This window comes from Acinetobacter sp. YH01006 (genome assembly GCF_013420445.1).
GTDB classification, from domain to species: domain Bacteria; phylum Pseudomonadota; class Gammaproteobacteria; order Pseudomonadales; family Moraxellaceae; genus Acinetobacter; species Acinetobacter pseudolwoffii.
Genome location: NZ_VOYB01000014.1, coordinates 1 through 24928, shown reverse-complemented (window position 1 = coordinate 24928; position 24928 = coordinate 1). Strand labels below are relative to the sequence as shown.

General features: G+C 43.6%; 25 protein-coding genes. 17 read left to right on the top strand and 8 right to left on the bottom strand.

The window, feature by feature from the left end; genetic code table 11:
- Positions 1–36 precede the first annotated feature (36 nt).
- Positions 37–1677 carry an acyl-CoA synthetase gene (locus FTT73_RS11840; protein WP_180191467.1) on the bottom strand — a complete coding sequence of 547 codons (1641 nt, stop codon included), beginning with the start codon at positions 1675–1677 and terminating at the stop codon, positions 37–39.
- Positions 1678–1910: 233 nt separating this feature from the next.
- Here FTT73_RS11840 and FTT73_RS11835 point away from each other — a divergent pair, with 233 nt between their 5' ends.
- The 4 genes from FTT73_RS11835 to infC all read left to right on the top strand — a co-directional run bounded on the left by FTT73_RS11835 (position 1911) and on the right by infC (position 7080).
- Entirely contained in the window at positions 1911–3194 is a 1284-nt protein-coding gene (locus FTT73_RS11835; protein ID WP_180191466.1) for a D-arabinono-1,4-lactone oxidase, read from the top strand.
- Positions 3195–3206: 12 nt separating this feature from the next.
- Positions 3207–4376, top strand: coding sequence for an alanine racemase (locus tag FTT73_RS11830; protein WP_005172567.1), 1170 nt, complete (start codon positions 3207–3209; stop codon positions 4374–4376).
- A 224-nt stretch (positions 4377–4600) separates the two neighbouring features.
- On the top strand, positions 4601–6523 hold the full coding sequence (thrS, locus tag FTT73_RS11825; RefSeq protein WP_005095787.1) for a threonine--tRNA ligase: 1923 nt from the start codon (positions 4601–4603) through the stop codon (positions 6521–6523).
- A 59-nt stretch (positions 6524–6582) separates the two neighbouring features.
- Positions 6583–7080 carry a translation initiation factor IF-3 gene (infC, locus tag FTT73_RS11820; protein ID WP_004647518.1) on the top strand — a complete coding sequence of 166 codons (498 nt, stop codon included), beginning with the start codon at positions 6583–6585 and terminating at the stop codon, positions 7078–7080.
- A 43-nt stretch (positions 7081–7123) separates the two neighbouring features.
- Here the strand turns inward: infC and FTT73_RS11815 are convergent, their stop codons facing one another.
- Positions 7124–7675, bottom strand: coding sequence for a hypothetical protein (locus tag FTT73_RS11815; protein ID WP_159516258.1), 552 nt, complete (start codon positions 7673–7675; stop codon positions 7124–7126).
- A gap of 103 nt (positions 7676–7778) precedes the next feature.
- The gene (locus FTT73_RS11810; protein ID WP_005095791.1) at positions 7779–8234 is read right to left on the bottom strand and encodes an Hsp20 family protein; all 456 of its coding nucleotides are present in this window, start codon (positions 8232–8234) and stop codon (positions 7779–7781) included.
- Between the two features lie 281 nt (positions 8235–8515).
- Here FTT73_RS11810 and FTT73_RS11805 point away from each other — a divergent pair, with 281 nt between their 5' ends.
- From FTT73_RS11805 to rplT, 5 genes are all read left to right on the top strand, one after another.
- A complete protein-coding gene (locus FTT73_RS11805; protein WP_005095793.1) occupies positions 8516–9136 on the top strand; it encodes a glutathione binding-like protein in 621 nt (206 codons plus the stop codon).
- 74 nt (positions 9137–9210) lie between these two features.
- Positions 9211–9501 (top strand): hypothetical protein, encoded by a 291-nt coding sequence (locus tag FTT73_RS11800; protein ID WP_005095794.1) that lies wholly within the window; start codon positions 9211–9213, stop codon positions 9499–9501.
- Positions 9502–9508: 7 nt separating this feature from the next.
- Positions 9509–9931 carry a YqaA family protein gene (locus FTT73_RS11795; protein WP_180078584.1) on the top strand — a complete coding sequence of 141 codons (423 nt, stop codon included), beginning with the start codon at positions 9509–9511 and terminating at the stop codon, positions 9929–9931.
- 196 nt (positions 9932–10127) lie between these two features.
- Positions 10128–10322 carry a 50S ribosomal protein L35 gene (gene rpmI, locus FTT73_RS11790; protein WP_004278281.1) on the top strand — a complete coding sequence of 65 codons (195 nt, stop codon included), beginning with the start codon at positions 10128–10130 and terminating at the stop codon, positions 10320–10322.
- Positions 10323–10333: 11 nt separating this feature from the next.
- Complete coding sequence (rplT, locus tag FTT73_RS11785) at positions 10334–10693, top strand: 50S ribosomal protein L20 (protein ID WP_005095799.1); 360 nt, start codon at positions 10334–10336, stop codon at positions 10691–10693.
- Positions 10694–11148: 455 nt separating this feature from the next.
- On the opposite strand, the gene FTT73_RS11780 is transcribed toward rplT, so the two are convergent.
- Positions 11149–12171: a hypothetical protein gene (locus FTT73_RS11780; RefSeq protein WP_180078582.1), complete on the bottom strand. Its 1023-nt coding sequence runs from the start codon at positions 12169–12171 to the stop codon at positions 11149–11151.
- 158 nt (positions 12172–12329) lie between these two features.
- Here FTT73_RS11780 and pheS point away from each other — a divergent pair, with 158 nt between their 5' ends.
- The 3 genes from pheS to FTT73_RS11765 all read left to right on the top strand — a co-directional run bounded on the left by pheS (position 12330) and on the right by FTT73_RS11765 (position 16121).
- Entirely contained in the window at positions 12330–13310 is a 981-nt protein-coding gene (pheS, locus tag FTT73_RS11775; protein WP_005095803.1) for a phenylalanine--tRNA ligase subunit alpha, read from the top strand.
- 136 nt (positions 13311–13446) lie between these two features.
- Positions 13447–15828 (top strand): phenylalanine--tRNA ligase subunit beta, encoded by a 2382-nt coding sequence (gene pheT, locus FTT73_RS11770; protein ID WP_180191465.1) that lies wholly within the window; start codon positions 13447–13449, stop codon positions 15826–15828.
- Complete coding sequence (locus FTT73_RS11765) at positions 15825–16121, top strand: integration host factor subunit alpha (RefSeq protein WP_004783565.1); 297 nt, start codon at positions 15825–15827, stop codon at positions 16119–16121. Before pheT ends, FTT73_RS11765 begins: the two co-directional genes overlap by 4 nt.
- A gap of 103 nt (positions 16122–16224) precedes the next feature.
- Here the strand turns inward: FTT73_RS11765 and FTT73_RS11760 are convergent, their stop codons facing one another.
- The 3 genes from FTT73_RS11760 to trxA all read right to left on the bottom strand — a co-directional run bounded on the left by FTT73_RS11760 (position 16225) and on the right by trxA (position 18832).
- Positions 16225–16512 (bottom strand): hypothetical protein, encoded by a 288-nt coding sequence (locus FTT73_RS11760; protein ID WP_004647530.1) that lies wholly within the window; start codon positions 16510–16512, stop codon positions 16225–16227.
- Positions 16513–16914: 402 nt separating this feature from the next.
- Positions 16915–18183: a transcription termination factor Rho gene (gene rho / locus FTT73_RS11755; protein WP_005095808.1), complete on the bottom strand. Its 1269-nt coding sequence runs from the start codon at positions 18181–18183 to the stop codon at positions 16915–16917.
- 322 nt (positions 18184–18505) lie between these two features.
- Positions 18506–18832 carry a thioredoxin gene (trxA, locus tag FTT73_RS11750; protein WP_004278266.1) on the bottom strand — a complete coding sequence of 109 codons (327 nt, stop codon included), beginning with the start codon at positions 18830–18832 and terminating at the stop codon, positions 18506–18508.
- A 259-nt stretch (positions 18833–19091) separates the two neighbouring features.
- Here trxA and ppx point away from each other — a divergent pair, with 259 nt between their 5' ends.
- Genes ppx through FTT73_RS11725 form a run of 5 tightly spaced genes read left to right on the top strand, consistent with a single transcriptional unit; the run spans position 19092 to position 24211 of the window.
- Positions 19092–20612: an exopolyphosphatase gene (ppx, locus tag FTT73_RS11745; RefSeq protein ID WP_005095810.1), complete on the top strand. Its 1521-nt coding sequence runs from the start codon at positions 19092–19094 to the stop codon at positions 20610–20612.
- A gap of 30 nt (positions 20613–20642) precedes the next feature.
- On the top strand, positions 20643–21467 hold the full coding sequence (locus FTT73_RS11740) for an acetyl-CoA carboxylase carboxyltransferase subunit alpha (protein ID WP_005095813.1): 825 nt from the start codon (positions 20643–20645) through the stop codon (positions 21465–21467).
- Complete coding sequence (tilS, locus tag FTT73_RS11735; protein ID WP_100534577.1) at positions 21404–22780, top strand: tRNA lysidine(34) synthetase TilS; 1377 nt, start codon at positions 21404–21406, stop codon at positions 22778–22780. Before FTT73_RS11740 ends, tilS begins: the two co-directional genes overlap by 64 nt.
- Before the next feature lie 2 nt (positions 22781–22782).
- The gene (gene proC, locus FTT73_RS11730) at positions 22783–23622 is read left to right on the top strand and encodes a pyrroline-5-carboxylate reductase (RefSeq protein ID WP_005095818.1); all 840 of its coding nucleotides are present in this window, start codon (positions 22783–22785) and stop codon (positions 23620–23622) included.
- 19 nt (positions 23623–23641) lie between these two features.
- Positions 23642–24211 (top strand): YggT family protein, encoded by a 570-nt coding sequence (locus FTT73_RS11725; protein ID WP_005095820.1) that lies wholly within the window; start codon positions 23642–23644, stop codon positions 24209–24211.
- Positions 24212–24490: 279 nt separating this feature from the next.
- Here FTT73_RS11725 and FTT73_RS11720 read toward each other — a convergent pair.
- Positions 24491–24928 (bottom strand): DDE-type integrase/transposase/recombinase (locus tag FTT73_RS11720; protein WP_180191464.1); only part of this gene is annotated, 438 nt, incomplete at its 5' end.

Here is a 24928-nt window from a genome sequence, read left to right as displayed (position 1 = left end):
ATTGAGTAGATTTTGAAAAAACACACTGGTATGGAATTAAGAAAACTCACCTTCAGCGCGTTCTTTGGCCCATTCGCGTAAAACAAATTTCTGCAATTTTCCGGTCGAGGTTTTTGGAATTTCGGTAATCACAACATCTTTAGGCACTTTAAAACGTGCCAGATGCTGTTTGCAGAATTCCATAATCTCTTCCGCTGTTGCAGTTTGTCCTGCTTTGAGTTCTACAAAGGCACATGGTACTTCCTGCCAGCGTGGATCCGGCTTGGCCACAACAGCTGCCGTTAAAATGGCAGGATGCTGATACAGCACTTCTTCGACTTCTAGCGAGGAAATATTTTCCCCTCCGGAAATAATCACGTCTTTAGATCGGTCGGTAATCTTGGCATAGCCATCAGGCTGACACACGGCCAGATCGCCGGTATGGAACCAGCCACCGGCAAAGGCTTCTGCGGTCGCTTCTGGATTTTTCAAATAACCTTTCATCACGATATTGCCACGGAACATGATCTCGCCCATGGTCTGACCATCATGCGGAACTTCCTGCATGGTGTCAGGATCAAGCACTTTCATACCATCTTGTAGCGGATATGGCACACCCTGACGTGAATGCAATTGCGCCTGTTCCTGAATAGACAAATCACTCCAGCCGGCCTGTGATGCACAGAGTGCAGAAGGGCCGTAGGTTTCAGTTAAGCCATAGACATGCGTCACATTAATTCCGATATTACGCATGCCTTCAATAATTGCAGCCGGCGGGGCAGCACCCGCCACCATGACTTCGACACGATGGTCAATTTTGGTCTTTTTCTCTTCAGGTGTATTGATCAGCATTGACAGGACAATCGGTGCGCCACAGAAGTAATCGACTTTATGTTCAGCAATTAGTTTGAAAATCAGTTCAGCATCGACTTTACGCAAGCAGACGTTGGTTCCGCCATTGGCTGCCATGGTCCAGGCGAAGCACCAGCCATTACAGTGGAACAGCGGCAGTGTCCATAAATAGGTGGCCCGCGGTGTCATGCCACAGGCAATGATATTGCTGGCTGCGTTAATGTAGGCACCGCGGTGATGATAAACCACACCTTTGGGATTGCCGGTAGTTCCAGAGGTGTAACTTAAGCTGATGGCATCCCATTCATCTTGAGGCAAATGCCAGTCAAAATTTGCATCGCCTTGGGCAATCCAGTCTTCATATTCGATTTGACCAATACGGCTGTCTTCACCTTCAAACTCTGCATCGGCCACATCAATCACATAGATCTCTTGTGAAACCAGCGCCAGTGCTTCGGTCGCAAGTGCAGTAAATTCAGGGTCGACCAATAAGACTTTGCTTTCAGCATGTTCCAGCATAAAGGCGAGAGTCTTGGCATCCAGACGGGTATTTAAGGTATTGAGTACCGCACCTGCCATCGGCACAGCAAAGTGCGCTTCAATCATGGCAGGGACGTTAGGCAGCAGGACAGACACGGTATCATTTTTACCGATGCCTAATTTTTGGAGTTGGTTGGCAAACTGACGGCAGCGATTGTATTTTTCACGCCAGGTAATGCGGCGCTGACCATGAATAATCGCATTTTGATTCGGATAGATATAAGCTGCACGATCTAGATAGCGTAAAGGTGACAAGGCTACAAAATTTGCGGGGGTACGCGGTAATTCATCGTATGCGCTAACCATGGTAAAACTCCGTTGTATCGTTATTTTCATATCCTTTTGAAAAGATATGCACTTCTTCGAAATCTTGCATTTATGCTTTAGTCGAGTAAATTAATATAAATTTTAAGTCATTGAATATTAATTAAAATATTTAGCCCTATTTGATTTTTTTGAACCCGTGGGTTCCCATATTTGATTTTTTAGGTATTTTACTCTAATTGAGTCAGTAAAATAATATGAGCCAGAGAATAATAATGAAAATACAACAGGCGAATGCAGTCTGGCGAAACTGGTCAGGGAGTCAGCACAGCGCTCCTCAAGTTTTTCAGCCCAGAGAAATAAGCGAATTACAAGGTTTGGTGAAGTCACAGGCAAAGATTCGTGCAGTAGGTGCGGGGCATTCATTTAGTGCTTTGGCTAAAACCAATGATGTGCTGCTTCATCTCGATCATTTAAAAGGTGTGGTGGCTTTGGATGAGGCAAAAGTTCAATGTACCGTGCACGCTGGTACGCGTTTATATGATTTAGGTGAATATATTGCCCCGATCAATCAAGCTTTACCCAATCAGGGTGACATTGATCAGCAAAGTCTGGCGGGAGCGATTTCCACGGGAACGCATGGCACCGGCATCGATTTACCCTGTTTATCTGCTTTTGTGGACGGTTTTGAATTGCTGACTGCAGATGGAGAGCTGTTGCAATGTGATCATCAGCAGAATACCGAGATATTTCAAGCGGGGCGTGTGGCGTTAGGTAGTCTGGGGATATTGACCAAAATTACCCTGCAAAATCGTCCGCGCTATAAATTAAAAGAACAGATTCGGCTGTGTCCATTAAAAGAAGTATTTGCGCATATCGATCAATGGAAACATCAGCACCGGCATATTGAATTTTGGGCTTTTCTTCATTCTGATCAGGTCATGCTAAAAACCCTGGATGAAACGAATGATGAAATTCAGCCAAGGCAGGAGAACTGGCCATCTGAAGATGCGTTATTGACTTTGTGTTCTGAATTGACCCGATTTATTCCTGCATCTAATCCTTATCTGCAAAAATTATTGGGTGTTTTTGTTAAACCGAGTTGTTATGTGGATTGGTCATCCCGGATTTTTCCGACTCCGCGTCAGACCAGATTTAATGAAATGGAATATCAGCTTCCGGTCGATTCCGGCTTGCAGTGTCTGGACGAGGTTCTGCGTGTTTTACGCAAACATCGAGTGCCGATGTTCTTTCCAGTCGAGTTTCGTTATGTCAAAGCCGATGAGATATGGCTGAGTCCTTTTTATCAGCGTGATTCGGTTTCGATTTCGATTCATCAGTTTTATAAACAGGATTGCCGAGCTATTTTCGATCTGGTCGAGCCGATTTTTCAGAAGTATCAGGGACGGCCACATTGGGGAAAGTTGCACAGCATGACAGCCGCTTCGCTGTGTGATCTTTACCCAAAATGGGATGATTTTATGAGATTGCGCCAGCAACTGGATCCGCAGCAAAAATGGCTGAATCCGCATTTACAGCAGTTATTTTTGTCTGAATAGCAGGAGCGAATTATGCAATCGAAGTATTTTCAGCAACTGACCCAAGATTTGCAGCAGCAGGGAACTGGTACACCGCAACTGATTCTGGATCTGGCTCAATATCAGCAGAATCTGGAGATTGTACAGGCAAAAATCCCTGCGCAGCTCAAGCCGCGTCTGGTGGTGAAGTCTCTAGCCAGTATCCCGCTACTCAAACTGGCCAGTGAAAAGCTGAATACCCGACGATTTATGGTATTTCATTTACCCCATCTTTTAGAAATGATGAGAGCATTTGAACAGGCTGATATCTTGCTGGGTAAACCGATGCCAATTCATGCGGTACAAGGTTTTTATCAAAACGTTCCTGAACAAAATAAAGCAAATGATCAAAGCAATATTCAATGGCTGATCGATGACATAAAGCGCTTGAAGCAATATCTGCAATTCGCTCAAGAATCTAATCTTCAGTTAAATATCAATATTGAAATTGATGTCGGCTTACATCGTGGTGGGGTGAGTAGTCAGCAACAGTTAATAGCCTTACTCAAACTCATTCAGCAATATCCCGACGCTCTCAGGCTTTCAGGGTTGATGGGCTATGATGCACATGTCGCCAAATTGCCGAATATTTTGAAAAGCCCCGAAAGAAGTTATCAGCAATCGCAGCAGATTTATCAACAATATAAAAATACTATTCAGCAGCAATTCCCAGATTTATGGCGGGCAGATTTGTGTTTTAACGGTGGTGGCAGTCCGACCTTTATGCAGCATTGCCAGCAGAGTGTCTGTAATGATCTGGCTTTTGGCTCGATGCTGCTCAAACCCAGTGACTTCGATCTGGACAATTTATCCGCTTTAAAATGTGCGCTCTGGATTGCCGCACCGATTTTAAAGGTATTGTCTTATAGCCAGATTCCGGGTCTGGAAATGCTGAATCATTTGCCGCATCGGCATAAAGCACTGTTTATCTATGGTGGCTATTGGCAGGCAGATTATATTTATCCTGAAAAAAGCCAGCCGCATCTGTTGTATGGTCGCAGTAGTAATCAGGAAATGCTTCAGGTACCTAGGCAATGCGATATTCATGTCGATGATTATGTGTTTTTAAGGCCGACACAAAGTGAAGCCATCATTCCACAATTTGCCCAGCTCTATGTTTATCGTGAGAGAACATTTATTGAGTGGCAGACTTTCCGGGAATAACCACATTTTGAATTAAAAGATGAGCCTAAGTCTTTAAAGATCAGGGAAAGATTTGGGAGTAAATCTGATTTTTATTGGGGAAAAGGTTTAATCATGCGGCCAAGCCGTGTAAAATTCGAATCGATTTTATTTATCCACCGTTTTTATCTTTTGAGGTTTTCCTCGATCATAATCTCGCGGTGACATGCTCCATGGTACGGGGCATCACTCCTTAAGGATTTCTTATGCCAATTATCACTTTGCCAAATGGCGATCAAAAACAGTTTGATCAAGCCGTATCTGTGATGGACGTTGCACTCAGCATTGGTCCTGGTCTTGCAAAAAATACCGTTGCTGGTCGTGTAAACGACCGTTTAGTGGATGCGTCTGATCTCATCACTGAAGATGCAACCTTACAAATTATTACGCCTAAAGACGAAGCCGGTGTCGAAATTATTCGTCACTCTTGCGCGCATTTGGTGGGTCATGCGGTTAAGCAACTGTTCCCAGAAGCAAAGATGGTCATTGGTCCGGTCATTGAAGAAGGTTTCTACTATGACATTTGGATGCCACGTCCATTCACATTAGACGACATGGCAGCCATCGAAGAGCGTATGAAAAAGCTCATCGATCAAGACTATGATGTTGTGAAAAAAATGACCCCGCGTGACGAAGTGATTGCAGAATTCACAGCGCGTGGCGAAGAATACAAATTACGCTTGATCAACGACATGCCTGAAGAAACACAAATGGGCTTGTACTACCATCAAGATTACTTGGATATGTGCCGTGGTCCGCACGTACCAAATACCAAATTCTTAAAATCGTTCAAGCTGACTAAAATCTCTGGTGCTTACTGGCGCGGTGATGCGAAAAACGAACAGTTACAACGTATTTATGGTACAGCATGGGCAGACAAGAAACAGCTTGCAGCTTATGTAAAACGTATTGAAGAAGCAGAAAAACGCGATCACCGTAAAATTGGTAAAGCGCTTGATTTGTTCCATATGCAAGAAGAAGCACCGGGTATGGTGTTCTGGCATCCGAACGGCTGGACCATTTACCAGGTACTTGAACAATACATGCGTAAAGTTCAGCAAGACAACGGCTATGAAGAAATCCGTACCCCGCAAGTGGTTGATTTCACGCTGTGGGAAAAATCAGGACATGCTGCCAACTATGCAGACAACATGTTCACCACGCATTCTGAAAACCGTAACTACGCGGTTAAACCAATGAACTGTCCTTGTCACGTACAAGTGTTCAACCAGGGTTTAAAATCATACCGTGATCTTCCGGTACGTCTGGCAGAATTTGGTTCATGTCACCGTAACGAGCCATCAGGTTCTTTACACGGCATTATGCGTGTACGTGGCTTTACTCAAGATGATGCGCATATCTTCTGTACCAAAGAACAGATTGGGCCTGAAGTTGCAGACTTTATCAAATTGACACTCGACGTATACAAAGATTTTGGCTTCGAAGAAGTACAAATGAAATTATCAACGCGTCCTGAAAAACGTGTCGGTGATGACAAACTTTGGGATATGGCTGAAAAATCTTTAGCAGATGCTTTAGATGCTGCGGGTCTTGAATGGGAGCTTCAGCCGGGCGAGGGTGCATTCTATGGTCCGAAGATTGAATTCTCTCTGAAAGACTGTCTGGGTCGTGTCTGGCAGTGTGGTACCATTCAGTGTGACTTTAACTTGCCAGAACGTTTAGATGCGTCTTATGTCACAGAAGATAACGACCGCGATCAGCCAGTAATGTTACATCGTGCAATTCTTGGCAGTTTTGAGCGTTTTATTGGTATACTGATTGAACACTACGCAGGCTTCATGCCACCTTGGTTGGCGCCGATGCAAGCGTGTGTGATGAATATTACCGATTCTCAGGCAGAAGCATGTGAGTCAGTTGTCGCAAAACTTAAAGAAAACGGTATTCGTGCAATTTCTGACTTGAGAAATGAGAAAATCGGCTTTAAGATTCGTGAACGTACATTAGAGCGTATTCCTTACTTACTGGTACTTGGGGACCGGGAAGTTGAAGAAGGTACAGTAAACGTCCGTACCCGCTCAGGAAAAAATTTGGGTACTATGTCAATCGATGCTTTCGTTGACCTAGTAAAAGCAGCCGTTGCCGAACGCGGCCGGTACATTGTGGAGTAACAGCGATTAAACAGCCTGACCGTAATCAACAGGGCGGTAACAAATCAAACCGTCCTGCCTTGAATGATGAAATTCGTGCGAAAGAAGTCCGTCTTGTAGACGAAAATGGTGAGCAAAAAGGGATTGTAAGCTTAGCTGAAGCCCTGCGCGCAGCAGAAAGTGTGGAACTTGATCTTGTCGAGATCGTAGCCAATGCTGAGCCACCAGTATGTAAGATCATGGACTTCAACAAGCATTTGTTTGATCTTAAGCAAAAGCAGAAAGAAGCGAAGAAAAAACAACATCAAGTCCAGGTGAAAGAAATCAAGCTACGCCCGGGTACTGATGTTGGTGATTACAACGTAAAACTACGTGCAATCATCAAGTTCCTTGAAGAAGGTAACAAGGTGAAAATCACCCTTCGTTTCCGTGGCCGTGAAATGGCGCACCAACAGTTGGGTCTGGCTCAATTGCAAAAAATTGAAGCTGACGTGGCTGAATTCGGTACTGTTGAACAGATGCCGAAAATGGAAGGCCGTCAAATGGGTATGCTGCTTGGTCCTAAAAAGAAAAAGTAAGCACTCATGAAGCGAACAAAGCCCTGCAGATGCAGGGCTTTTTTTATGCCCTAAAATTCCAAGCAGTTTGTATGGCCTGCATAATCTGTTGAGCCTGTTGCCGGGAAAACATTGACAATTGAATCCGGAAAAACCCGAGACAGATTTGGTTGATCAGACCAGGCTGGCATAATCTAAAATCTAGCGTGCCATCGCGTTGACTGATGACATGCGCTGGAGTTCTACTCAGCCAGCGCTTGAGATGGGCTTTGAGAGAATCGTATCGAGGATTCAGAAAGCTATAGTGTACCGAGTGTCGTTTTAAGCAGAGGCTGATCCGGAAACCGGCCAAAGTATAATAAATTGCCTGAGACGTTATTTTTAGTTTGGTTCCCAGCATGAGCAGCGAAAGACCAAGAAAGCCGACGATATAAACATAAAAGCCAGGCGACTCCTGCCATAAAAATAACAATCCTTGCAGAAAGCTGGAATTGCTACGCAGACTGCTTAAATAAAAAATGCTGAATATGCCAACCGGATAACAGAGTAGTAAATATCCGATAGCGCGCATGATCGGACTACTCTGATGAAACAAGATTTTTTCTGACGCGTTCATAGCTTATTTTTATGATCATAAAGCGTATTATTTTAATGAGCTTAGAGAATCTGGAGTCAAAAAGAAAGGCCCTTTTGGGCCCTTCTTTTAAGTCAAATCCAGCTTATTCAACTGATTTTTCATCATTTTCGATCAGCAGTTTATTGCCAATCGGAATTTGGCGCGGCAATTTCTCTTCTGGAATGATACGTTGCAAGTCAATGATCAATAGACCATTTTCATAATCTGCCTGTTGTACTTCAATATATTCATCCAGACGCAAAGACAATTTAAATGTACGTCGTGCAATGCCTTTGTGCAAGAATTCGGTATGGTCATTGCTCTGGTTTTCAGGCTTACCTAAAATGGTCAGTAACTTATTTTCCAGACGAATGTCGAGTTCTTCCTGACGGAAACCCGCAGTTGCGACCACAATCCGATAATTATTTTCGCCATGCTTTTCGATATTATACGGGGGATAATTCGGCGCATCACTTTGCATGGCATAGTCAATAAAGTCATTCAAGCGATCAAAACCGATACTACGACGAAACAGAGGATGAAGATTTAAGTTGCTCATGATTAGAACCTTCTCGATTAAGCAAAGTTATAAAAACAAGAAAATAAGATCTGTCATGTCAGACATCGACAGTACATAAGATTGACGCAATCCTTATGCACAAATAAATATGTGTCTGCTGTAAAAATTTTCAAGATAAAAAATAAAAAAATACATGAATTTTTATTAAGATAATGATATTTATATAAAAATATTTTTGAAATACAGGCTTGTTGTTTCTGGCTGAATCCTCTATGTTGAATGCATCATGGCATAGATAAAGTGCAGGGAGTATTAAAAAAATGATCGATTTATATTATTGGGGCACCCCCAACGGCCATAAAATTAGCATTGCTTTGGAAGAAATGGGGCTGAAGTATCAAATTTTTCCGATTAATATTCTGGAAAATGACCAGTTCCAGTCTGACTTTCTGGCTATTTCTCCTAACAATAAAATTCCGGCGATTGTCGATCAGGAAGGGCCAGATGGCCAGCCGATTTCAATCTTTGAATCGGGTGCGATTTTGCAGTATTTAGGTCGTAAAACCGGCATGTTCTATCCGACAGATGAAATCAAACGTATTCAGGTAGAACAATGGCTGATGTGGCAAATGGGTGGACTAGGCCCGATGCTTGGGCAAAATCATCACTTTAGCCGTTTTGCGCCTGAACGTATCGCCTATGCCACCGAGCGTTATGTCAATGAAAGCAAACGTCTGTATGGCGTGTTAAACAAGCAGCTGGTCGGGCAGGATTATGTGGCTGGTGAATATTCGATTGCCGATATGGCGATATTCCCGTGGTTGTTGCGACACGACTGGCAGCAGATTAATCTGGCAGATTATCCTGAAGTGGCTAAATATATCGATCGCTTGAATGCACGTCCTGCGGTTCAGAAAGCGCTTGCTATACAGGTCAGTTAAGCTGCAGCCTTTATGCTAAAATAGCCTTAAATAAATAAAGCCACCCTTAAGGTGGTTTTTTATTGGATGGATATATGAACGATTTTCTTCTGAATTTTACCAAGATTGTTGAAAGCAATACCCGAATTTACTGGAGTATTCTCTTCGGTATTGCTGCATGTTTAGTGCTTTATATTGCTGAAATTGTACATATTGATCAGGTAATTGCTGCTCTCAATACCAAAGATCAGCAGATTTTGCGTGCAGCGATTGAACCCATTACCCAGCAGTATAAATGGGGACGGATCATGGCAATGGTGGCAGCAGTACTGTGGTCCAGCTGGGAATATAGCAAAGCCAAGAAAAAACTGCGTTTAAGCCATTAATACTGGCATGAGCCTGTTTCTGCTCTTTCTATCAGCCTTCGGTGCAGCGACATTACTGCCTTTACAGTCTGAAGCTGTGCTGCTTGGTCTTTTGGTACAGGCAAGCCATAGTGTGGCACTGTTAATTGCGGTGGCCAGTCTAGGGAATATTCTGGGTTCCTGTGTCAACTGGTATCTGGGGCTAAAAATTGAGCATTATAAAAATAGAAAATGGTTTCCGGTGTCAGAAGACAAGATGCTCAAGGCACAAATGATATATCAGAAATATGGCTATTGGTCTTTGCTGCTGAGCTGGGTGCCTATTATTGGAGATCCCATTACTTTAATTGCAGGACTACTGAAAGAAAACTTTGCCCGATTTTTGCTTATTGTTAGCCTGGCGAAAATTGGACGTTATTTGTTTATTTATACGGCTTTTGCCCTGTTCTAAACCTGAAGCGATTTTCCTGATTCCGTTTTGCGCACTATTTTTAAAGTGAAATTATAAAACCATCCTGTTTAAATTCGCTTATTGGATGAAGATGCTTTTGTTTTAAACAAAGATGCTTTAGAATACTCGCTCCCTTACCTGCAGGTCGTTTTGTAATGGTGCAAACGAGCCGAACAGGTGTTCAAAAGAGGTTGTTATGCCTAAGATGAAAACTCGCCGTGGTGCAGCTAAACGCTTTAAAGCGACTGCTAACGGTTTTAAGCGTAAACAAGCGTTCAAACGCCACATTTTGACCAAAAAATCTGCTAAGCGTATTCGTCAATTGCGCGGCTGTGTAATGGTTCACGTAAGTGACGTTGCTTCAGTTCGTCGTATGTGCCCGTACATCTAAGGAGATTATAAATGGCTCGTGTAAAACGTGGTGTACAGGCTCATCGCCGTCACAAAAAAATTCTTGCTCGCGCTAAAGGTTACTATGGTGCTCGTTCACGCGTTTACCGCGTAGCGTTCCAGGCGGTAATCAAAGCTGGTCAATATGCATACCGTGACCGTCGTCAGAAGAAACGTCAATTCCGCGCTTTGTGGATTGCACGTATCAATGCTGGTGCACGTCAAAACGGTTTGTCATACAGCCGCATGATTTCTGGCTTGAAAAAAGCTCAAGTAATCATCGACCGTCGCGTTCTTGCTGACATCGCTATGCATGACGCAGTTGCGTTTGCTGCGATTGCTCAAAAAGCAAAAGATGCGTTGGCTGCATAAGTCTTTATGACTTGAAAAAAGACCGCCATTTGGCGGTCTTTTTTTGCCTGAAAAATGGGAAATAGCTAATGCGCGATTTTCGTGAAATATGGTCGCCCATCGATCAGACTAAAAAAAGTTAAGTTTGCGAATAACGACACCGATACTATTTCAGAAAAATGGGCTGAAACTAATACTGTAATCTGCTTGAATTTAACCTTTTATTCCCATCTTTACTGATCAATAAAAAGAGCATTATCTCGAGCGCTGAGTAAAAAATAATTGCGATTAAATTCAAATAATCGAAAAAATATCAAACCCTGGTTGAGTCGAGATTCAATTGTTTGATGGATGATCAAAACTCATCGCGAAAACCGACAGCATTATTTCAAGCTCATCTCTGCTGTCGAATATCAATATATCCACTGGATTCGGCTAAGTTTTATCCAAGAAGTTAATATTTTCTTGCTGAAATCTTAAAGACCAAAATAGTAGCCAATCAGACAGATAATCACGGTAATCACAATCAAGGTCAGTACATTTGCAGAATTAGATTTGCCCGGATCTTGAGGTTTTTCCGCTTTAGATATTTTGGGTGAACGGTGTTCGGTACTCATACCCACAAATGGGTCAGGCGCAACTTTTGGGGTGAGCTGTGCAGTTTTATAGTGGTTGGCAACTTTGCTGATGAATTTGGCACTTAAATCATCAATTTTTTGTGAAAAGTGGCGTAAATTGAGCTGCTGATCTGGGCTCAGGACTTCACCATCTGACGTATAGGGGTGTTGAATTTTAGTTTGAATAAACTCATTTAAGGCATCTAGCCGGTATAAAGTCTGATGCGCATAATCAGTTGAATAGTCGGTTGGAATCAGGGCCAAATGACTTTCTGTATCTGCCTGAATTGCCGGTATCGTGCCGTAGTATGGAAGATTGGTATACGCCGGTTCTATAAAATCTTGAGCTAGGCTGCTTTCAAATAACTCATAATTGGTATAAGCCTGGATATCGTCCCAGTTCGGTGCTTCCAGATCTGTGTCAATACGCTTGGCCAGTTTGGGATTCAGCTCATAACACCAGAATGTTTCATGACGTAAAGGGGATTGCTGCGATTTAGGCGCTTCGTAATCATTGTCTGCGCTATACCATTCCGGCAATTCTTTGCCAATAATCCAGGCAGTTTTGGCTTTGGCACCATGGCTGACGATAAAATGCGCCAGAGGTAGCAGCTCGACATTGGCATTCGGATTTTTTTCATCAACCAGTAAATCCGAGCGATGCAAGCTCAGTCGGCGAACCCCTTGTTTTTTCAGTCCTTCCAGCCAAATCTGAAAATGCTGGGCCAATAGGTGCTGTGACATCAGATCCCGGAAGGCAAACTGATGCTGATTAAAAATGGAATGTTGAATCCAACGATTGAAACTCAGGTCCTGAGTCAGATACTCATTGCCATAAGTGACCAAGGTCAGCTGCTGTTTCCAAATTTGATCGAGTGCCATAGTGATTTGATCTGATTGATATTGTGTTTATCTTATACTTTTTATATTTAATCATGCCAATCTAATTTTCCTTAAAACGTATCTTCATCAAAGTGTCTAAAAACTGTTAGAATGTGGGGTTTTAAAATATTTTTTAACCTGTTGCTTTGAGAGTTACTATGTCACTGGAAGCCCTGACCACTGAAGCGCTCGCTGCGATTGCAGCAGCAGAAGACCTTGCTGCACTTGATCAAGTACGAGTGCAATTTACGGGGAAAAAAAGCCAGCTCGCGGAACAATCTAAGTCGCTTGGTAAAATGGATCCTGAACAACGTAAAGTCTTCGGTGCACAAATCCATGCTGTGCGTGAAGCCATTACCGCTGCATTAACATCACGTCAAGCTGAACTGCATAAAGCGGCGTTAGAACAAAAATTGGCAAGCGAAACCATTGATATTACCTTGCCCGGTCGTGGTCAACAGGTGGGCAGTATCCACCCTGTGACCCAGGTACAAGAGCGTATTTGTCAGTTCTTTACCAAAGCCGGTTTTACGGTAGCGACTGGTCCTGAAGTTGAAGATGACTATCATAACTTTGAAGCGCTGAATATTCCGGGGCATCACCCGGCGCGTGCCATGCATGACACCTTTTACTTCGATGTAAATCATTTGCTACGTACGCATACGTCTGGTGTACAGATCCGCACGATGGAAACACAACAGCCACCGATCCAGATCGTGTGTCCGGGTCGTGTCTATCGTTGTGACTCGGATCAAACCCATTCGCCAATGTTCCATCAGATCGAAGGTTTGTATGTGGCTGAAAATACCAGCTTCGCAGAACTGAAAGGTTTGTTGATTAACCTGCTGAATGAATTCTTCGAAAAAGATTTGAAAGTACGCTTCCGTCCATCTTATTTCCCGTTCACTGAGCCGAGTGCTGAAGTGGATATCATGGATGAACGCGGTCGCTGGTTAGAAGTTTTGGGCTGCGGTATGGTGCATCCAAATGTGCTACAAGCTGCCGGCATTGACCCTGAGAAATACAAAGGCTTTGCTTTCGGACTGGGCGTAGAACGTTTTGCGATGTTGCGCTACGGTGTGAACGACTTACGTATGTTCTTCCAGAATGATGTGCGTTTCTTACGCCAGTTTGCTTAAAACTTTTTATTTAATCCTCTCCTAACCTCTCCTTTAAGAAAGGAGAGGGACTCCACGAAATAAATGGGGTTCTCCCCCTTAGAAAAGGGGGAGTCAGAGGGGGATTCTAGAGATTTGAATTACAGGTTTTATATCAATGAAAATTAGCGAAAATTGGCTACGCACATGGGTCAACCCAGCCATCGATAGCGACAAACTTTCTGATCAATTGACCATGTTGGGTCTTGAAGTCGATGAACTTGCACCTGCAGCAAAAGCATTTACAGGCGTAGTGGTTGGTGAAGTTCTGACAGTAGAACAACATCCAGATGCAGACCGTTTACGTGTGACCACTGTGAATATCGGTACAGCTGAGCCATTACAAATCGTCTGTGGCGCGCCAAACGTACGTGTAGGCATGAAAGCGCCTGTAGCAACCATTGGTGCGGTATTGCCGGGTGATTTGAAAATCAAGAAAGGCAAGCTACGTGGTATTGAGTCTCAAGGGATGCTGTGCGGCGCTTCTGAGATTGATCTCGAAGATAAAATTGACGGTCTGTTAGAGCTACCAGACGACGCAGCTGTGGGTGTCAACATTCGTGAATATCTGGATCTTGATGACAATGTGATTGACATCAGTATCACGCCGAACCGTGGTGACTGTTTCAGCATTCGCGGGATCGCACGTGAAATTGGTGTGATTAACCAATTGCCAGTGACTGCGCCTGAAATTAAAGAAGTGACTGCAACCATTGCTGATGAAAAGCAGGTTGTAGTCAGCACTGAAGGCTGTCCACGTTACTTAGGTCGTGTGATCAAAAACGTCAATACCAAGGCAGCGACTCCTGTATGGATGGAACGCGCATTAGCACGTTCAGGTATTCGTCAGCACAGTATTCTGGTCGATATTACCAACTATGTCTTGATGGAGCTGGGTCAACCGCTACATGCATTTGATGCTGCTAAGGTGCAAGGCGCAGTCCATGTACGTCAAGCCACTGCGGACGAAAAACTTGTGCTTTTAAACGAGCAAGAAGTTGAGCTTTCTGACAACGTGATGGTGATTGCGGATGACGAAAAAGCATTGGCGATTGCCGGTATCATGGGTGGCCTGTCTTCAGCAGTCAGCGATGCAACCACTGAAATTTTCCTGGAATCTGCTTTCTTCGCGCCATTACATATTGCCGGTCGTGCCCGTAGCTTTGGTTTACATACGGATGCCTCACAACGTTATGAACGTGGTGTGGACTTTGAATTGCCATTAATTGCAATGCACCGTGCATCTCAGCTTATTTCTGAGCTGGCTGGCGGTGAATTCGGACCAATCACCGTGGCGGAAAAAGCTGAACTTTTGCCAAAACGTGATGCGATTGAATTAAACCAAGCTCAAGTCGATCAGTTATTAGGTTATAAAGTTGAAAGCGACTTTATTACTGATGCATTGACACGCCTTGGTTGCACGGTGACGGTAAAAGCAGAAGGCGAATGGTCTGTAGTTCCGCCATCACATCGTTATGATATGGCGATTTATCAGGATTTGATTGAAGAAGTTGCACGTATTCATGGCTATGACAACATTCAAATCAGTCTGCCTGTGATTGATGTGAAGTTGGCAAAATACCAGGATCAGTTTGAACTGGGTCAATTACGTCAAACGGCGGTGACTTTAGGCTATCAAGAGGCGATCAGTTTTAGCTTCGCTGACTTGAAGCTTGAAAAGCAACTTAATTCCGGTGTGAATCCATTAGCATTAGCAAATCCAATTTCAAGTGATTTGGCTGTCATGCGTTCTACCTTGTTGTCTAGTCTGATCCCTTGTGTTCAGTACAATGTTAACCGTCAGCAAAGCCGTGTACGCTTCTTTGAACTGGGTTTACGTTTTGACTATCAGGAAGCCAGCAGCATTCATGATTTAAAACAGATTCCAACCTTTGCGCTGATTGCAACCGGTTCACGTCATGTTGAATCTTGGCATGCTAAACCTGCTGCAATGGACTTCTTTGACTTTAAAGGTGATGTAGAAGAAATTCTGGCTGCCGGCCGTGTCAAAGTAGAATATGTACGTTCAGAGCGTAGCTGGTTACACCCAGGTCAATCCGCAGAAATTCTCGTGAATGGTCAATCAATTGGTTACCTAGGGCGTCTACATCCTTCTCTGGAAGACGAGCTTGATCTGGCAACGACTTGGGTGGCAGAATTGGATCAAACGGCTGTTTTGCAAACTTATGTATCTAATTTTACAGAATTATCACGTTTTCCATCGGTTCGACGTGATATTGCGCTTTTAATTAGTGATAAGATTAATGTTAGCGAAATTCAGGGACTTATCGAAAAAACAGGTGGGGAGCTTTTAGACTCGACGTGGTTATTCGATGTGTACACTGGACAAGGAGTAGAAGAAGGGAAACGCTCACTGGCATTTGCACTTCTCTGGCAGCATCCAAGCCGTACACTGGAAGATGCTGAAATTAAATCAGGTATGGATAATATCCTTCAAGTGTTAGAAAACACTTACCAAGCGACATTGAGGGCTTCATGACAGCACTAACTAAAGCAGAAATGGCTGATCATTTAAGTGAGCTCACGAGTTTAAACCGTCGTGAAGCAAAACAAATGGTTGAGTTGTTTTTCGATGAGATCAGCCAAGCGCTGATCTCAGGCGAACAAGTAAAACTTTCGGGTTTTGGTAACTTCGAGTTGCGTGATAAGCGTCAACGTCCAGGCCGTAATCCTAAAACGGGTGAAGAAATTCCGATTTCTGCACGCCGTGTGGTGACCTTCCGTGCGGGACAGAAGTTCCGTCAACGTGTGGGAAATGAGCAGATCAACTGATCTGCTTTTTTTTAAATTCTGTTATTTTTCTAAATTTCAGTTTTTAAAATAAAAAAAAAGAGAGCTCAAGGCTCTCTTTTTTTGTACTGAATAATCTAAAAGATTATTGAGCAGCAGCTTCAGAAGCAGCAGTAGCGTCAGCAGCAGCGTCAACAGCAACAGCAGCAGCAGCGTCAGCTTCAGCAACAGCAGCAGTTTCAGAAGCAGCAACTTCAGAAGTAGCTTCTACAGCAGCAGCGTCAGCAGCAGCTTCAGCTTCAGAAGCAGCTTCTACAGCTTCAGATGCAGCTTGGTTAGCGTCAGCAGCAGCGTCGTCAGCTTTTTTAGCACAACCAACGAAAGCTAGAGTAGTAGCAACTGCAGCAGCAATAGCGATTTTTTTGAATAACATGGCATCACTCTCTAAAAATTGAGATTAAAAAAAACCTAAGTTAGTCTGTTAAGTGCTTTTATTGTTCCTAATTGTGTTAGGGACTAACAACGCAGGAGCAGTCTAACTGGTCTGCAAATATGCTATCACTGCGCCTTTTTAATTGCTACTAGCAAGACTCAAAAAAGTACTGAAAAATGCTAAAAAATCATAAGTTTTTAACAGAAAATAACAATGGAATGAAACATTTAGATTGGAGAAAGGCTTGTTAAGTTTTTAAAAGTTATACAATTTTTAATTTGATTATTTTATTAATCAAAAACTTAAAAATAAGTTTACATAAATGAGGCTCGATTGTTTCATTGTGTAATTTATGTCAACCTAAAAAAAGGCCACCGCTTAGGTGACCTTTCATTTGAAATTTTAATTCGAGGCTTTGCGTTTCATCTGATCAAAGAAGTCATCATTGGTCTTGGTTTCTTTCATACGATCCAGTAAGAACTCCATCGCTGCCAATTCATCTTGAGTATGCAGCAGCTTACGCAGAATCCAGACTTTGCGCAGATTGTCTTCTGACATCAGGCGTTCTTCACGGCGAGTACCAGATTTCTTGATATTCATCGCAGGGAAGACACGTTTTTCAGCAATACGGCGATCCAGAGTAATTTCCTGGTTGCCTGTACCTTTGAATTCTTCGTAGATCACTTCATCCATCTTGCTGCCTGTTTCAATCAGGGCAGTAGAGATAATGGTGAGTGAACCACCTTCTTCAATATTACGTGCAGCACCGAAGAAACGTTTAGGACGTTCTAATGCATGCGCATCTACACCACCAGTCAAAACCTTGCCTGATGAAGGAATCACCGTGTTATACGCACGTGCCAGACGGGTAATCGAATCCAGTAGAATCACCACATCTTTTTTGTGCTCAACCAGACGTTTGGCTTTTTCAATCACCATTTCAGCGACTTGAACATGACGTGCAGGTGATTCATCAAAGGTCGACGCAACCACTTCACCGCGAACGGTACGTTCCATTTCGGTGACTTCTTCTGGACGTTCATCAATGAGAAGCACAATCAGAATAGCTTCTGGGTTATTACGAACAATCGATTGCGCAATACTTTGCAGCAACATGGTTTTACCGGCTTTTGGCGGTGCCACAATGATTGAACGTTGACCTTTACCAATCGGTGCCACCAAGTCGATCACACGTGTGGTTAAATCTTCAGTGGTACCATTACCGAGTTCCATCACCAGCTGTTCAGTCGGGAACAATGGGGTCAAGTTTTCGAATAAGATTTTATTACGTGAATTTTCAGGGGTGTCGTAGTTAATCTGATTAACTTTAAGTAAGGCAAAATAACGTTCGCCTTCTTTTGGTGGACGAATAGTGCCAGTAATGGTGTCGCCAGTACGTAGGTTAAAACGACGAATTTGAGAAGGACTGACATAGATATCGTCAGGGCCTGCTAAATAAGAACCTGCGGCTGAGCGTAAAAAGCCAAAACCATCTGACAAAATTTCTAGAACGCCATCACCAAAAATCTCTTCGCCATTCATTGCATGACGTTTTAAGATGGCAAAAATAATGTCTTGCTTACGGTTACGAGCCATACCTTCAAGGCCCATAAACTCGGCAATCTTGATGAGTTCGCCAATCGGTTTTTTCTTGAGTTCGGTTAAATTCATAGGTGGTCAGATAGAATCAAAGTTCTGAGGTACAGGTTAGAAAGGGAGTAACATTCGGCCGCATACAAGCATTCAAACGAAAGCAATTGAATTTGCAAAAGAACAATTCAGAGATCTGTTTGAGTGTTTCAAAGAAAAATGTGAAAAACAATTTCTATTGCCGAGCGGCATCTTATGTAATGTGTCTTGTAAGAAATTGGCAGGATTTAAGATCCTTTATCTCTTGAGTAGCAAATATAAGAGAAAATGTCGGCTTTGTCAATTTATAGCCGAAAAAAATACGCGATTGTCAGTCGCGTATTTTTTACTGAAAATGCTGGGCTTAGATATTGTCATCAATAAACGCAGTCAGTTTAGATTTTGGCGCAGCACCCACTTGAGTTGCAACAACTTCACCATTTTTGAACATCAACAAAGCCGGGATATTACGGATGTTGAAATTTACGGCAGTTTGTTCGCAAGAAGTTACGTCAACTTTCACGATTTTAACTTTGCCCTGGTATTCATCAGCAAGCACTTCTAGTACGGGTGCAATTGCTTTACATGGTGCACACCAGCCCGCCCAGAAGTCGACCAGTACAGGTACGTCTGATTGAAGAACGTCTGCTTCGAAGTTTGCGTCAGTAGTGTTTACGATGTTGCCAGACATGGAATGTGCTCCAGATTAATATTTTAAAGATAACTAATTATTAGTATTACATAGCCATCTTTAACAATGTAGGGGAATCTGTAAATTTTCAATGCTTAATGTTATTTTGTCTAATGGATGATCACGATAGTGATGATCGTGTCCTACTATTGTTCCCGATATAAAAAGAATCATGCATCAAATTGTCGCTACAAATGGCTTTTAAATTGCATGCATGTGAATTACTCTAAGCACAATTCGTTAAAGGTTTATTTCCGGAATGTCTGACTTTTTGATTGATGAAGAATTACTTGCCGCCATCGATATGGGATCAAATAGCTTTCATTTGGCCATCGCACGTGTAGATCATGGCGAAGTTAAAAAAGTGGCATCAATGTCAGAAAAAGTTCAGCTTGCCGCCGGACTCGATGAAAATAAAAATTTAACCGAAGCTGCACAGCAACGGGGTTTGGCCTGTCTGGCACGTTTTGTCGGACGTTTAGGTGCAGTTCAGCCAAATCGTTTACGGATTGTGGCGACCAATGCCTTGCGTCAAGCCAAAAATGGGCATGAATTTATTCAAAAAGCTGCAGAAATTCTACCCAAGCCAATCGAAATTATTGCCGGCCGTGAAGAAGCCCGTCTGATTTATCTCGGGGTTTCGCATACCATGGCCAACAGTGGTCGTCGTCTGGTGGTTGACATCGGTGGCGGTTCGACTGAGCTGATTATTGGTGAAGAGTTCGAGCCGATTCATACTGAATCGGTGCAGATGGGCTGTGTCGCCTTTACCAAGGCTTATTTTCAGGATGGTGAGATCAGTGCCAAAGCTTTTGATAAAGCGGTTACTGCGGCGCGTAAAGAAATCTCCGGAATTGCCAATACCTATAAAGAAGCCGGCTGGGATGCGGTGGTCGGTTCCAGTGGCACGATCAAGGCCTGTCGTCAGATTTGTATCAATATGGGCTGGAGCAATGACAAAGAACAGCTCACCCGTGAAGGCCTGGAAAAACTCAAAGACAAACTGCTCAAATATAAATATGTCTCGGATATGGAGTTCGAAGGTCTCAAAGAAGACCGCCGCGCGGTATTGCCGGCTGGGATTGCCATTCTCTATGCTGTGTTTGATGTGCTCGGAATTAATCATCTGGTTTATTCGGATGGTGCGCTGCGTGAAGGCGTGATGTATGACTTGCTTGGCCGTTTCAAGCATGAAGATATCCGTGATCGTTCCGTACATGCCCTGATTGGTCGTTATAATGCCGATGCCAAACAGGCCGAGCGTGTGGTCCAGACTGCACAAAAACTGTTTAATGACGTGGAACATGAACTGGGCCTGACGATAGAGGATAGCGATCTGTTACGTCGTGCTGCCTATCTGCATGAGATTGGTTTGGCGATCAGCCATAGTGGTTATCATCGTCATGGTGCCTATTTATTACAACACTCGGATATTGCCGGTTTCTCACAAGTCGACCAAAATCATTTGTCACATTTGGTCGCACACCATCGCCGCAAATTGCGCGTTGATGCCAAGCATGATGTGATGAAAGTCGGTGGATCGAAACTTTTATGGTTATGTTTGCTGCTTCGTCTGTCGGTTTTGGTCAATCACAGTCGTAGTGATGAGATGCTTCCTGCCATTGAACTTAAGGTTGAAAATGCGCAACAATGGCAGCTCAGCGTGTCTGGTGATGCCAAACAATGGCCATTGCTGGTGGCTGAACTGCATGATGAACAGCAGCAATTTAAAAATTGGGAGATTGAACTCTCGATTCAATCCGAACAGTTTGTTAATTAATACCTTTATAGGGATGAAAACGGTTAACCTATGAAAAATAAAGCGACTCCATCAAAAGCATGGGCGACAGTGCAGATTGCACGTCATCCGGAACGTCCACAATTTCTGGACTATGTGGGTGAAATATTCACTGAATTTGATGCTTTACATGGTGACCGCCTATATGGTGATGATGGTGCGATGATCGGTGGTCTGGCTCGTTTTGATGGTCAACCGGTGATGATCGTCGGTCAGCATCGTGGTCGTAGTACCCGTGAAAAATTACAGCATAATTTTGGCATGAGTAACCCTGAGGGTTATCGTAAGGCGCAGCGTCTGTTAGATATGGCTGAACGTTTTAATCTGCCAGTCTTCACCTTTATTGATACCATGGGTGCTTATCCGGGAGTTGGTGCAGAAGAACGTGGTCAGGCTGAAGCCATTGCCACCAGTCTGGCGCAGCTTTCCAATTTGAAAGTACCGGTGATTGCAACTGTACTCGGTGAAGGCGGTTCAGGTGGCGCACTGGGTATTGGTGTGGCAGACCGTGTGGTGATGCTGTCTCACAGTATCTATTCAGTGATTTCACCTGAAGGCTGTGCATCGATTCTTTGGAAAACTGCCGAAAAAGCCGAACAGGCCAGTGAAGCCTTGGCGCTGACTGCAGAAAAATTGCAGAAAATGGGCATTGTAGAATATGTGGTGGATGAAGGTGAGGGCGCTCATTTAAATCCGGATCATGTCATGAACAGCTTGAAAGCAGTGTTGAAAGAAGCTTTGAATGAACTGCAACCAATGGAAGCGCAAGCACGATGCGAAGCACGTTACCAACGTTTAATGAAGTTTGGCAGCGACAATTTAGGTCTGGTTTCTTAAAACAGCTGCAGGGCTTTCCTGCAGAGACAAAATTTCTCATCGGGTGCAGTGGCGGCGTAGATTCTATGCTGCTACTGCATCTGATGTTTTTTTTATGCCCGGAAAAAGTTCGGGCGATTTATGTCGATCATCAATTACAAGTTTTCAGTGCAGATTGGGGTAAGTTCGTGGCTGATCGATGCCAGCAACTGAGTATTCCCTGCATCATCCAGCCGGTTCGGGTCGAAAATGGCAATCTGGAACAGCAAGCGCGTCATTGCCGTTATCAGGCTTATTTACAACATTTGCAAACGGATGAAATTCTGGTGTTGGCGCATCATCAACAGGATCAGGCAGAAACCTTAATGCTACGTTTATTGTCTGGTGCTGGCGTGGATGGTTTGGCGGCCATGAAACAGGTTGATGTACGTGAAAATCTCACCATTTGGCGGCCACTGCTGGATATTTCCCGTGAGCAGATTTGCCAATGGGCAAAACACTTAAATATTCAAAATATTGAAGATCCGAGCAATGCTGATACCCATTATGACCGGGCCTGGGCACGCCAGACCTTGTGGCCAGTTTTGAGTGAACGTTATCCGAAAATGCAGTCTGCGCTGGTACGCACCAGTGAACTGATGCAAGATGCCCAGGAAATTTTGCAAGAAGTATTACAACAAGATTTACAGGCGTGTGGAACCGATACGCAACTTGATTTGTCTAAACTTCTACAACTGTCAAGATCACGGCAACGCCAGTTACTCTCCGCCTGGATGAAAGGCGAAGCGCAGTATCGCCCCTCTTTAGATATGGTCGAGCGTCTGCAACGCGAGGTAATTCATGCCAAACCCGATGCGCAGGCGGCCTTACACTGGAAAGATTATTACTATGTACGCTATCAGCAGCAACTATATCGTTTGACAGAAGAGGTTTATTTGGCCGAGCAGCAACAGCTTCAAACTGGCCTAAAAACCTTGAAAATTGCGTTAAAAGATCATGTGCAGGTCTTGTCCGGAAAATATGTCATTGAATCTGCAAAGGTGGGTTTATCCACAGCATTATTGCAGCAGCCCTTATACTTGCAGCAGCGTCAGGGGGGTGAAAAGATCCATCTCTATGGTCGTGTTGGCGCCTGGCCGCTGAAAAAAGCCATTCAGGAAGCGCAAATATTTCCTTGGGTTCGGCATACTATTCAAATATTAAGCACAGATAATGTTATGCTAGGCGTGTTTACCCCTAAAGGATTTTGGTTGGCCCAATCTGCATATTGTGAAGCAGGGGGATGGCTGCCGATTTCGGTTTCTTCAACTTTAGAACTCAACAACGAGCATTAAACATGAGTGCAGCTTTAAATTGTAATATTAGTTTTATTGGTGGCGGTAATATGGCCCAAGCCTTAATTGGCGGCCTGATTTCGCGTGGTTTGCCAACAACACGTATTACAGTTTCTGATCCGGTCGAACAAGTCCGTGCCTTACTGGCGGAAAAAGAAATCAACGTGACCGATGATAATAGCGCTGCAATTCAGGATGCAGATATTGTGGTGTTTGCGGTAAAGCCTCAAGTTTTGGCACAAGTGTTACAGCCTTTAAAAGGTCTGGTCAATGATAAGCTGATTATTTCCATTGTTGCCGGTGCGGAAATAGCGACATTGGCAAGCTTATTGGGGACAGCGCGTATTGTACGGGTCATGCCGAATACGCCAGCCTTGGTACAAACCGGGGCGCATGGTCTATACGCCCATGAAGATGTAGAAAATAGTGACCGTGATTTGGCCAGTCAGGTTTTAGCCTCTACGGGCTTGACCATTTGGGTGAATTCAGAAGCGCAAATTGATGCGGTGACTGCTGTATCGGGTTCGGGGCCGGCTTACTTTTTCTATATGATGGAAAGTATGATTCGTGCGGGCAAAAATTTAGGGCTGGATGAAAAAGTGGCTACGGCGCTGACCTTGCAAACGGCTTTAGGTGCGGCACAAATGGCGATCACCAGTTCGAACACCCCAGCCGAGCTGCGTAAAAATGTGACCTCTCCAAATGGAACGACACAGGCAGCCCTTGAAGTCTTCGATCGCGCCCAGATTTCTCAAAATATTCAGGCCGCACTTGCCGCTGCACAAAAACGCAGTCAAGAACTGGCACAAGAGCTCAGTGAAAGCAGCAAATCTTCAGTTTAATTTTTAGGAACGTTCAAGTATGGGTGCAAATTCTGCGCTAATTTTTGGCATTATCATTAACGTCGCGATTTTGCTCGTATTCTTCCGATTTTTAATGCAATTGGCTGCTGTCAGCCCCTACAATCCCGTGGTTCTTTCGACTGTAAAAGCCACTAAAATTGTAGATGTGTTTGGTCGAATTTTCCCAACTTTGGCCAAAGGCCGTGTCAATACTGCCGCTTTGGCATTATTGGTGGTACTGTATTTGCTGAAAATTTTCGGCATGATGTATCTCTCTGGTGGCATGCCGAATGGTCCTGTGCATTTACTGATTTTGACCTTTGTCACCATGATGCAGGACTTGATCCGTTTCTGTCGTTATTTGATTTTCGCTACGATTATCTTAAGTTGGGTGGTGATGTTTACCCAGTCTCGTTCACCGTATATTGAAGTGGTTCAGGAGTTGGCTGAACCATTGCTGGCACCTTTCCGTAAGATTATGCCAAATATGGGGATGATCGATCTCTCTCCAATTTTTGCTATTTTAACCTTGATCATCATTGAAATGATCATGAATCAGGTGGCAATTGTATTGTTGACCGGACTTTAATCGGATTCAAATAAAAAGGACGCTGAGGCGTCCTTTTTATTTGCGCCTCCCTTTTCTAAAGGGAGGTTGGGAGGGGTTTAAATTTCCCCAAACCCCTCTTTTTCAAAGAGGGGCTTTACCTTACATCTTCCAACTCAAAATTATGGACTTCAAGAAAGGCATAGGAATAAGTAAATGAAATTTTCTCTTCCTTTGGGATGAGGACTGTAGTGGTTTAATGAAGTTGGACACCAACTTAGGTGAACCGTACCGGGTTTGTCGGAGACTTTTTTATTTAAGTTAGGCCACCTGACCTAACGGATTAATCTTATCATAGTACATTGCTTCAAACTCAAAAGGCGATACATAACCCAGTGCACTGTGTACACGCTTTTTGTTGAACCAATCTACCCAATTTAATGTCGCAAGTTGTACATCCGCTAAACCTTGCCAATCTGCTTTTAAATATTCAATCACTTCTGTTTTGTATAAGCCATTCACCGTTTCAGCCAAAGCATTATCGTATGAATCACCTGTCGTACCGACTGATGCTCGTAAATTTGCTGCTTCTAAACGATTGGTATAGCGAATAGAAAGATATTGAACACCTCTATCTGAATGATGAATCACATTCTTAGGCATACCTCGATCGTGCAATGCTTGCTCCAATGCATCGAGCACCATATCTGTATTCATCCGTGTAGATACTTTCCATCCAACAATTGCTCGTGAGAACAC

Excerpts from the sequence above, each read along its gene's own strand:
- thrS (WP_005095787.1), top strand. The coding sequence starts at position 4,601 with ATGCCAATTATCACTTTGCCAAATGGCGATCAAAAACAGTTTGATCAA.
- FTT73_RS11805 (WP_005095793.1), top strand. The coding sequence starts at position 8,516 with ATGATCGATTTATATTATTGGGGCACCCCCAACGGCCATAAAATTAGC.
- FTT73_RS11725 (WP_005095820.1), top strand. The coding sequence starts at position 23,642 with ATGGGTGCAAATTCTGCGCTAATTTTTGGCATTATCATTAACGTCGCG.
- trxA (WP_004278266.1), bottom strand. The coding sequence starts at position 18,832 with ATGTCTGGCAACATCGTAAACACTACTGACGCAAACTTCGAAGCAGAC.
- rplT (WP_005095799.1), top strand. The coding sequence starts at position 10,334 with ATGGCTCGTGTAAAACGTGGTGTACAGGCTCATCGCCGTCACAAAAAA.
- rho (WP_005095808.1), bottom strand. The coding sequence starts at position 18,183 with ATGAATTTAACCGAACTCAAGAAAAAACCGATTGGCGAACTCATCAAG.
- tilS (WP_100534577.1), top strand. The coding sequence starts at position 21,404 with ATGCGAAGCACGTTACCAACGTTTAATGAAGTTTGGCAGCGACAATTT.
- FTT73_RS11795 (WP_180078584.1), top strand. The coding sequence starts at position 9,509 with ATGAGCCTGTTTCTGCTCTTTCTATCAGCCTTCGGTGCAGCGACATTA.
- ppx (WP_005095810.1), top strand. The coding sequence starts at position 19,092 with ATGTCTGACTTTTTGATTGATGAAGAATTACTTGCCGCCATCGATATG.
- pheT (WP_180191465.1), top strand. The coding sequence starts at position 13,447 with ATGAAAATTAGCGAAAATTGGCTACGCACATGGGTCAACCCAGCCATC.
- FTT73_RS11780 (WP_180078582.1), bottom strand. The coding sequence starts at position 12,171 with ATGGCACTCGATCAAATTTGGAAACAGCAGCTGACCTTGGTCACTTAT.
- FTT73_RS11815 (WP_159516258.1), bottom strand. The coding sequence starts at position 7,675 with ATGAACGCGTCAGAAAAAATCTTGTTTCATCAGAGTAGTCCGATCATG.
- FTT73_RS11835 (WP_180191466.1), top strand. The coding sequence starts at position 1,911 with ATGAAAATACAACAGGCGAATGCAGTCTGGCGAAACTGGTCAGGGAGT.
- pheS (WP_005095803.1), top strand. The coding sequence starts at position 12,330 with ATGTCACTGGAAGCCCTGACCACTGAAGCGCTCGCTGCGATTGCAGCA.
- FTT73_RS11830 (WP_005172567.1), top strand. The coding sequence starts at position 3,207 with ATGCAATCGAAGTATTTTCAGCAACTGACCCAAGATTTGCAGCAGCAG.
- FTT73_RS11760 (WP_004647530.1), bottom strand. The coding sequence starts at position 16,512 with ATGTTATTCAAAAAAATCGCTATTGCTGCTGCAGTTGCTACTACTCTA.
- FTT73_RS11740 (WP_005095813.1), top strand. The coding sequence starts at position 20,643 with ATGAAAAATAAAGCGACTCCATCAAAAGCATGGGCGACAGTGCAGATT.
- proC (WP_005095818.1), top strand. The coding sequence starts at position 22,783 with ATGAGTGCAGCTTTAAATTGTAATATTAGTTTTATTGGTGGCGGTAAT.
- FTT73_RS11800 (WP_005095794.1), top strand. The coding sequence starts at position 9,211 with ATGAACGATTTTCTTCTGAATTTTACCAAGATTGTTGAAAGCAATACC.
- FTT73_RS11840 (WP_180191467.1), bottom strand. The coding sequence starts at position 1,677 with ATGGTTAGCGCATACGATGAATTACCGCGTACCCCCGCAAATTTTGTA.
- rpmI (WP_004278281.1), top strand. The coding sequence starts at position 10,128 with ATGCCTAAGATGAAAACTCGCCGTGGTGCAGCTAAACGCTTTAAAGCG.
- FTT73_RS11765 (WP_004783565.1), top strand. The coding sequence starts at position 15,825 with ATGACAGCACTAACTAAAGCAGAAATGGCTGATCATTTAAGTGAGCTC.
- FTT73_RS11810 (WP_005095791.1), bottom strand. The coding sequence starts at position 8,234 with ATGAGCAACTTAAATCTTCATCCTCTGTTTCGTCGTAGTATCGGTTTT.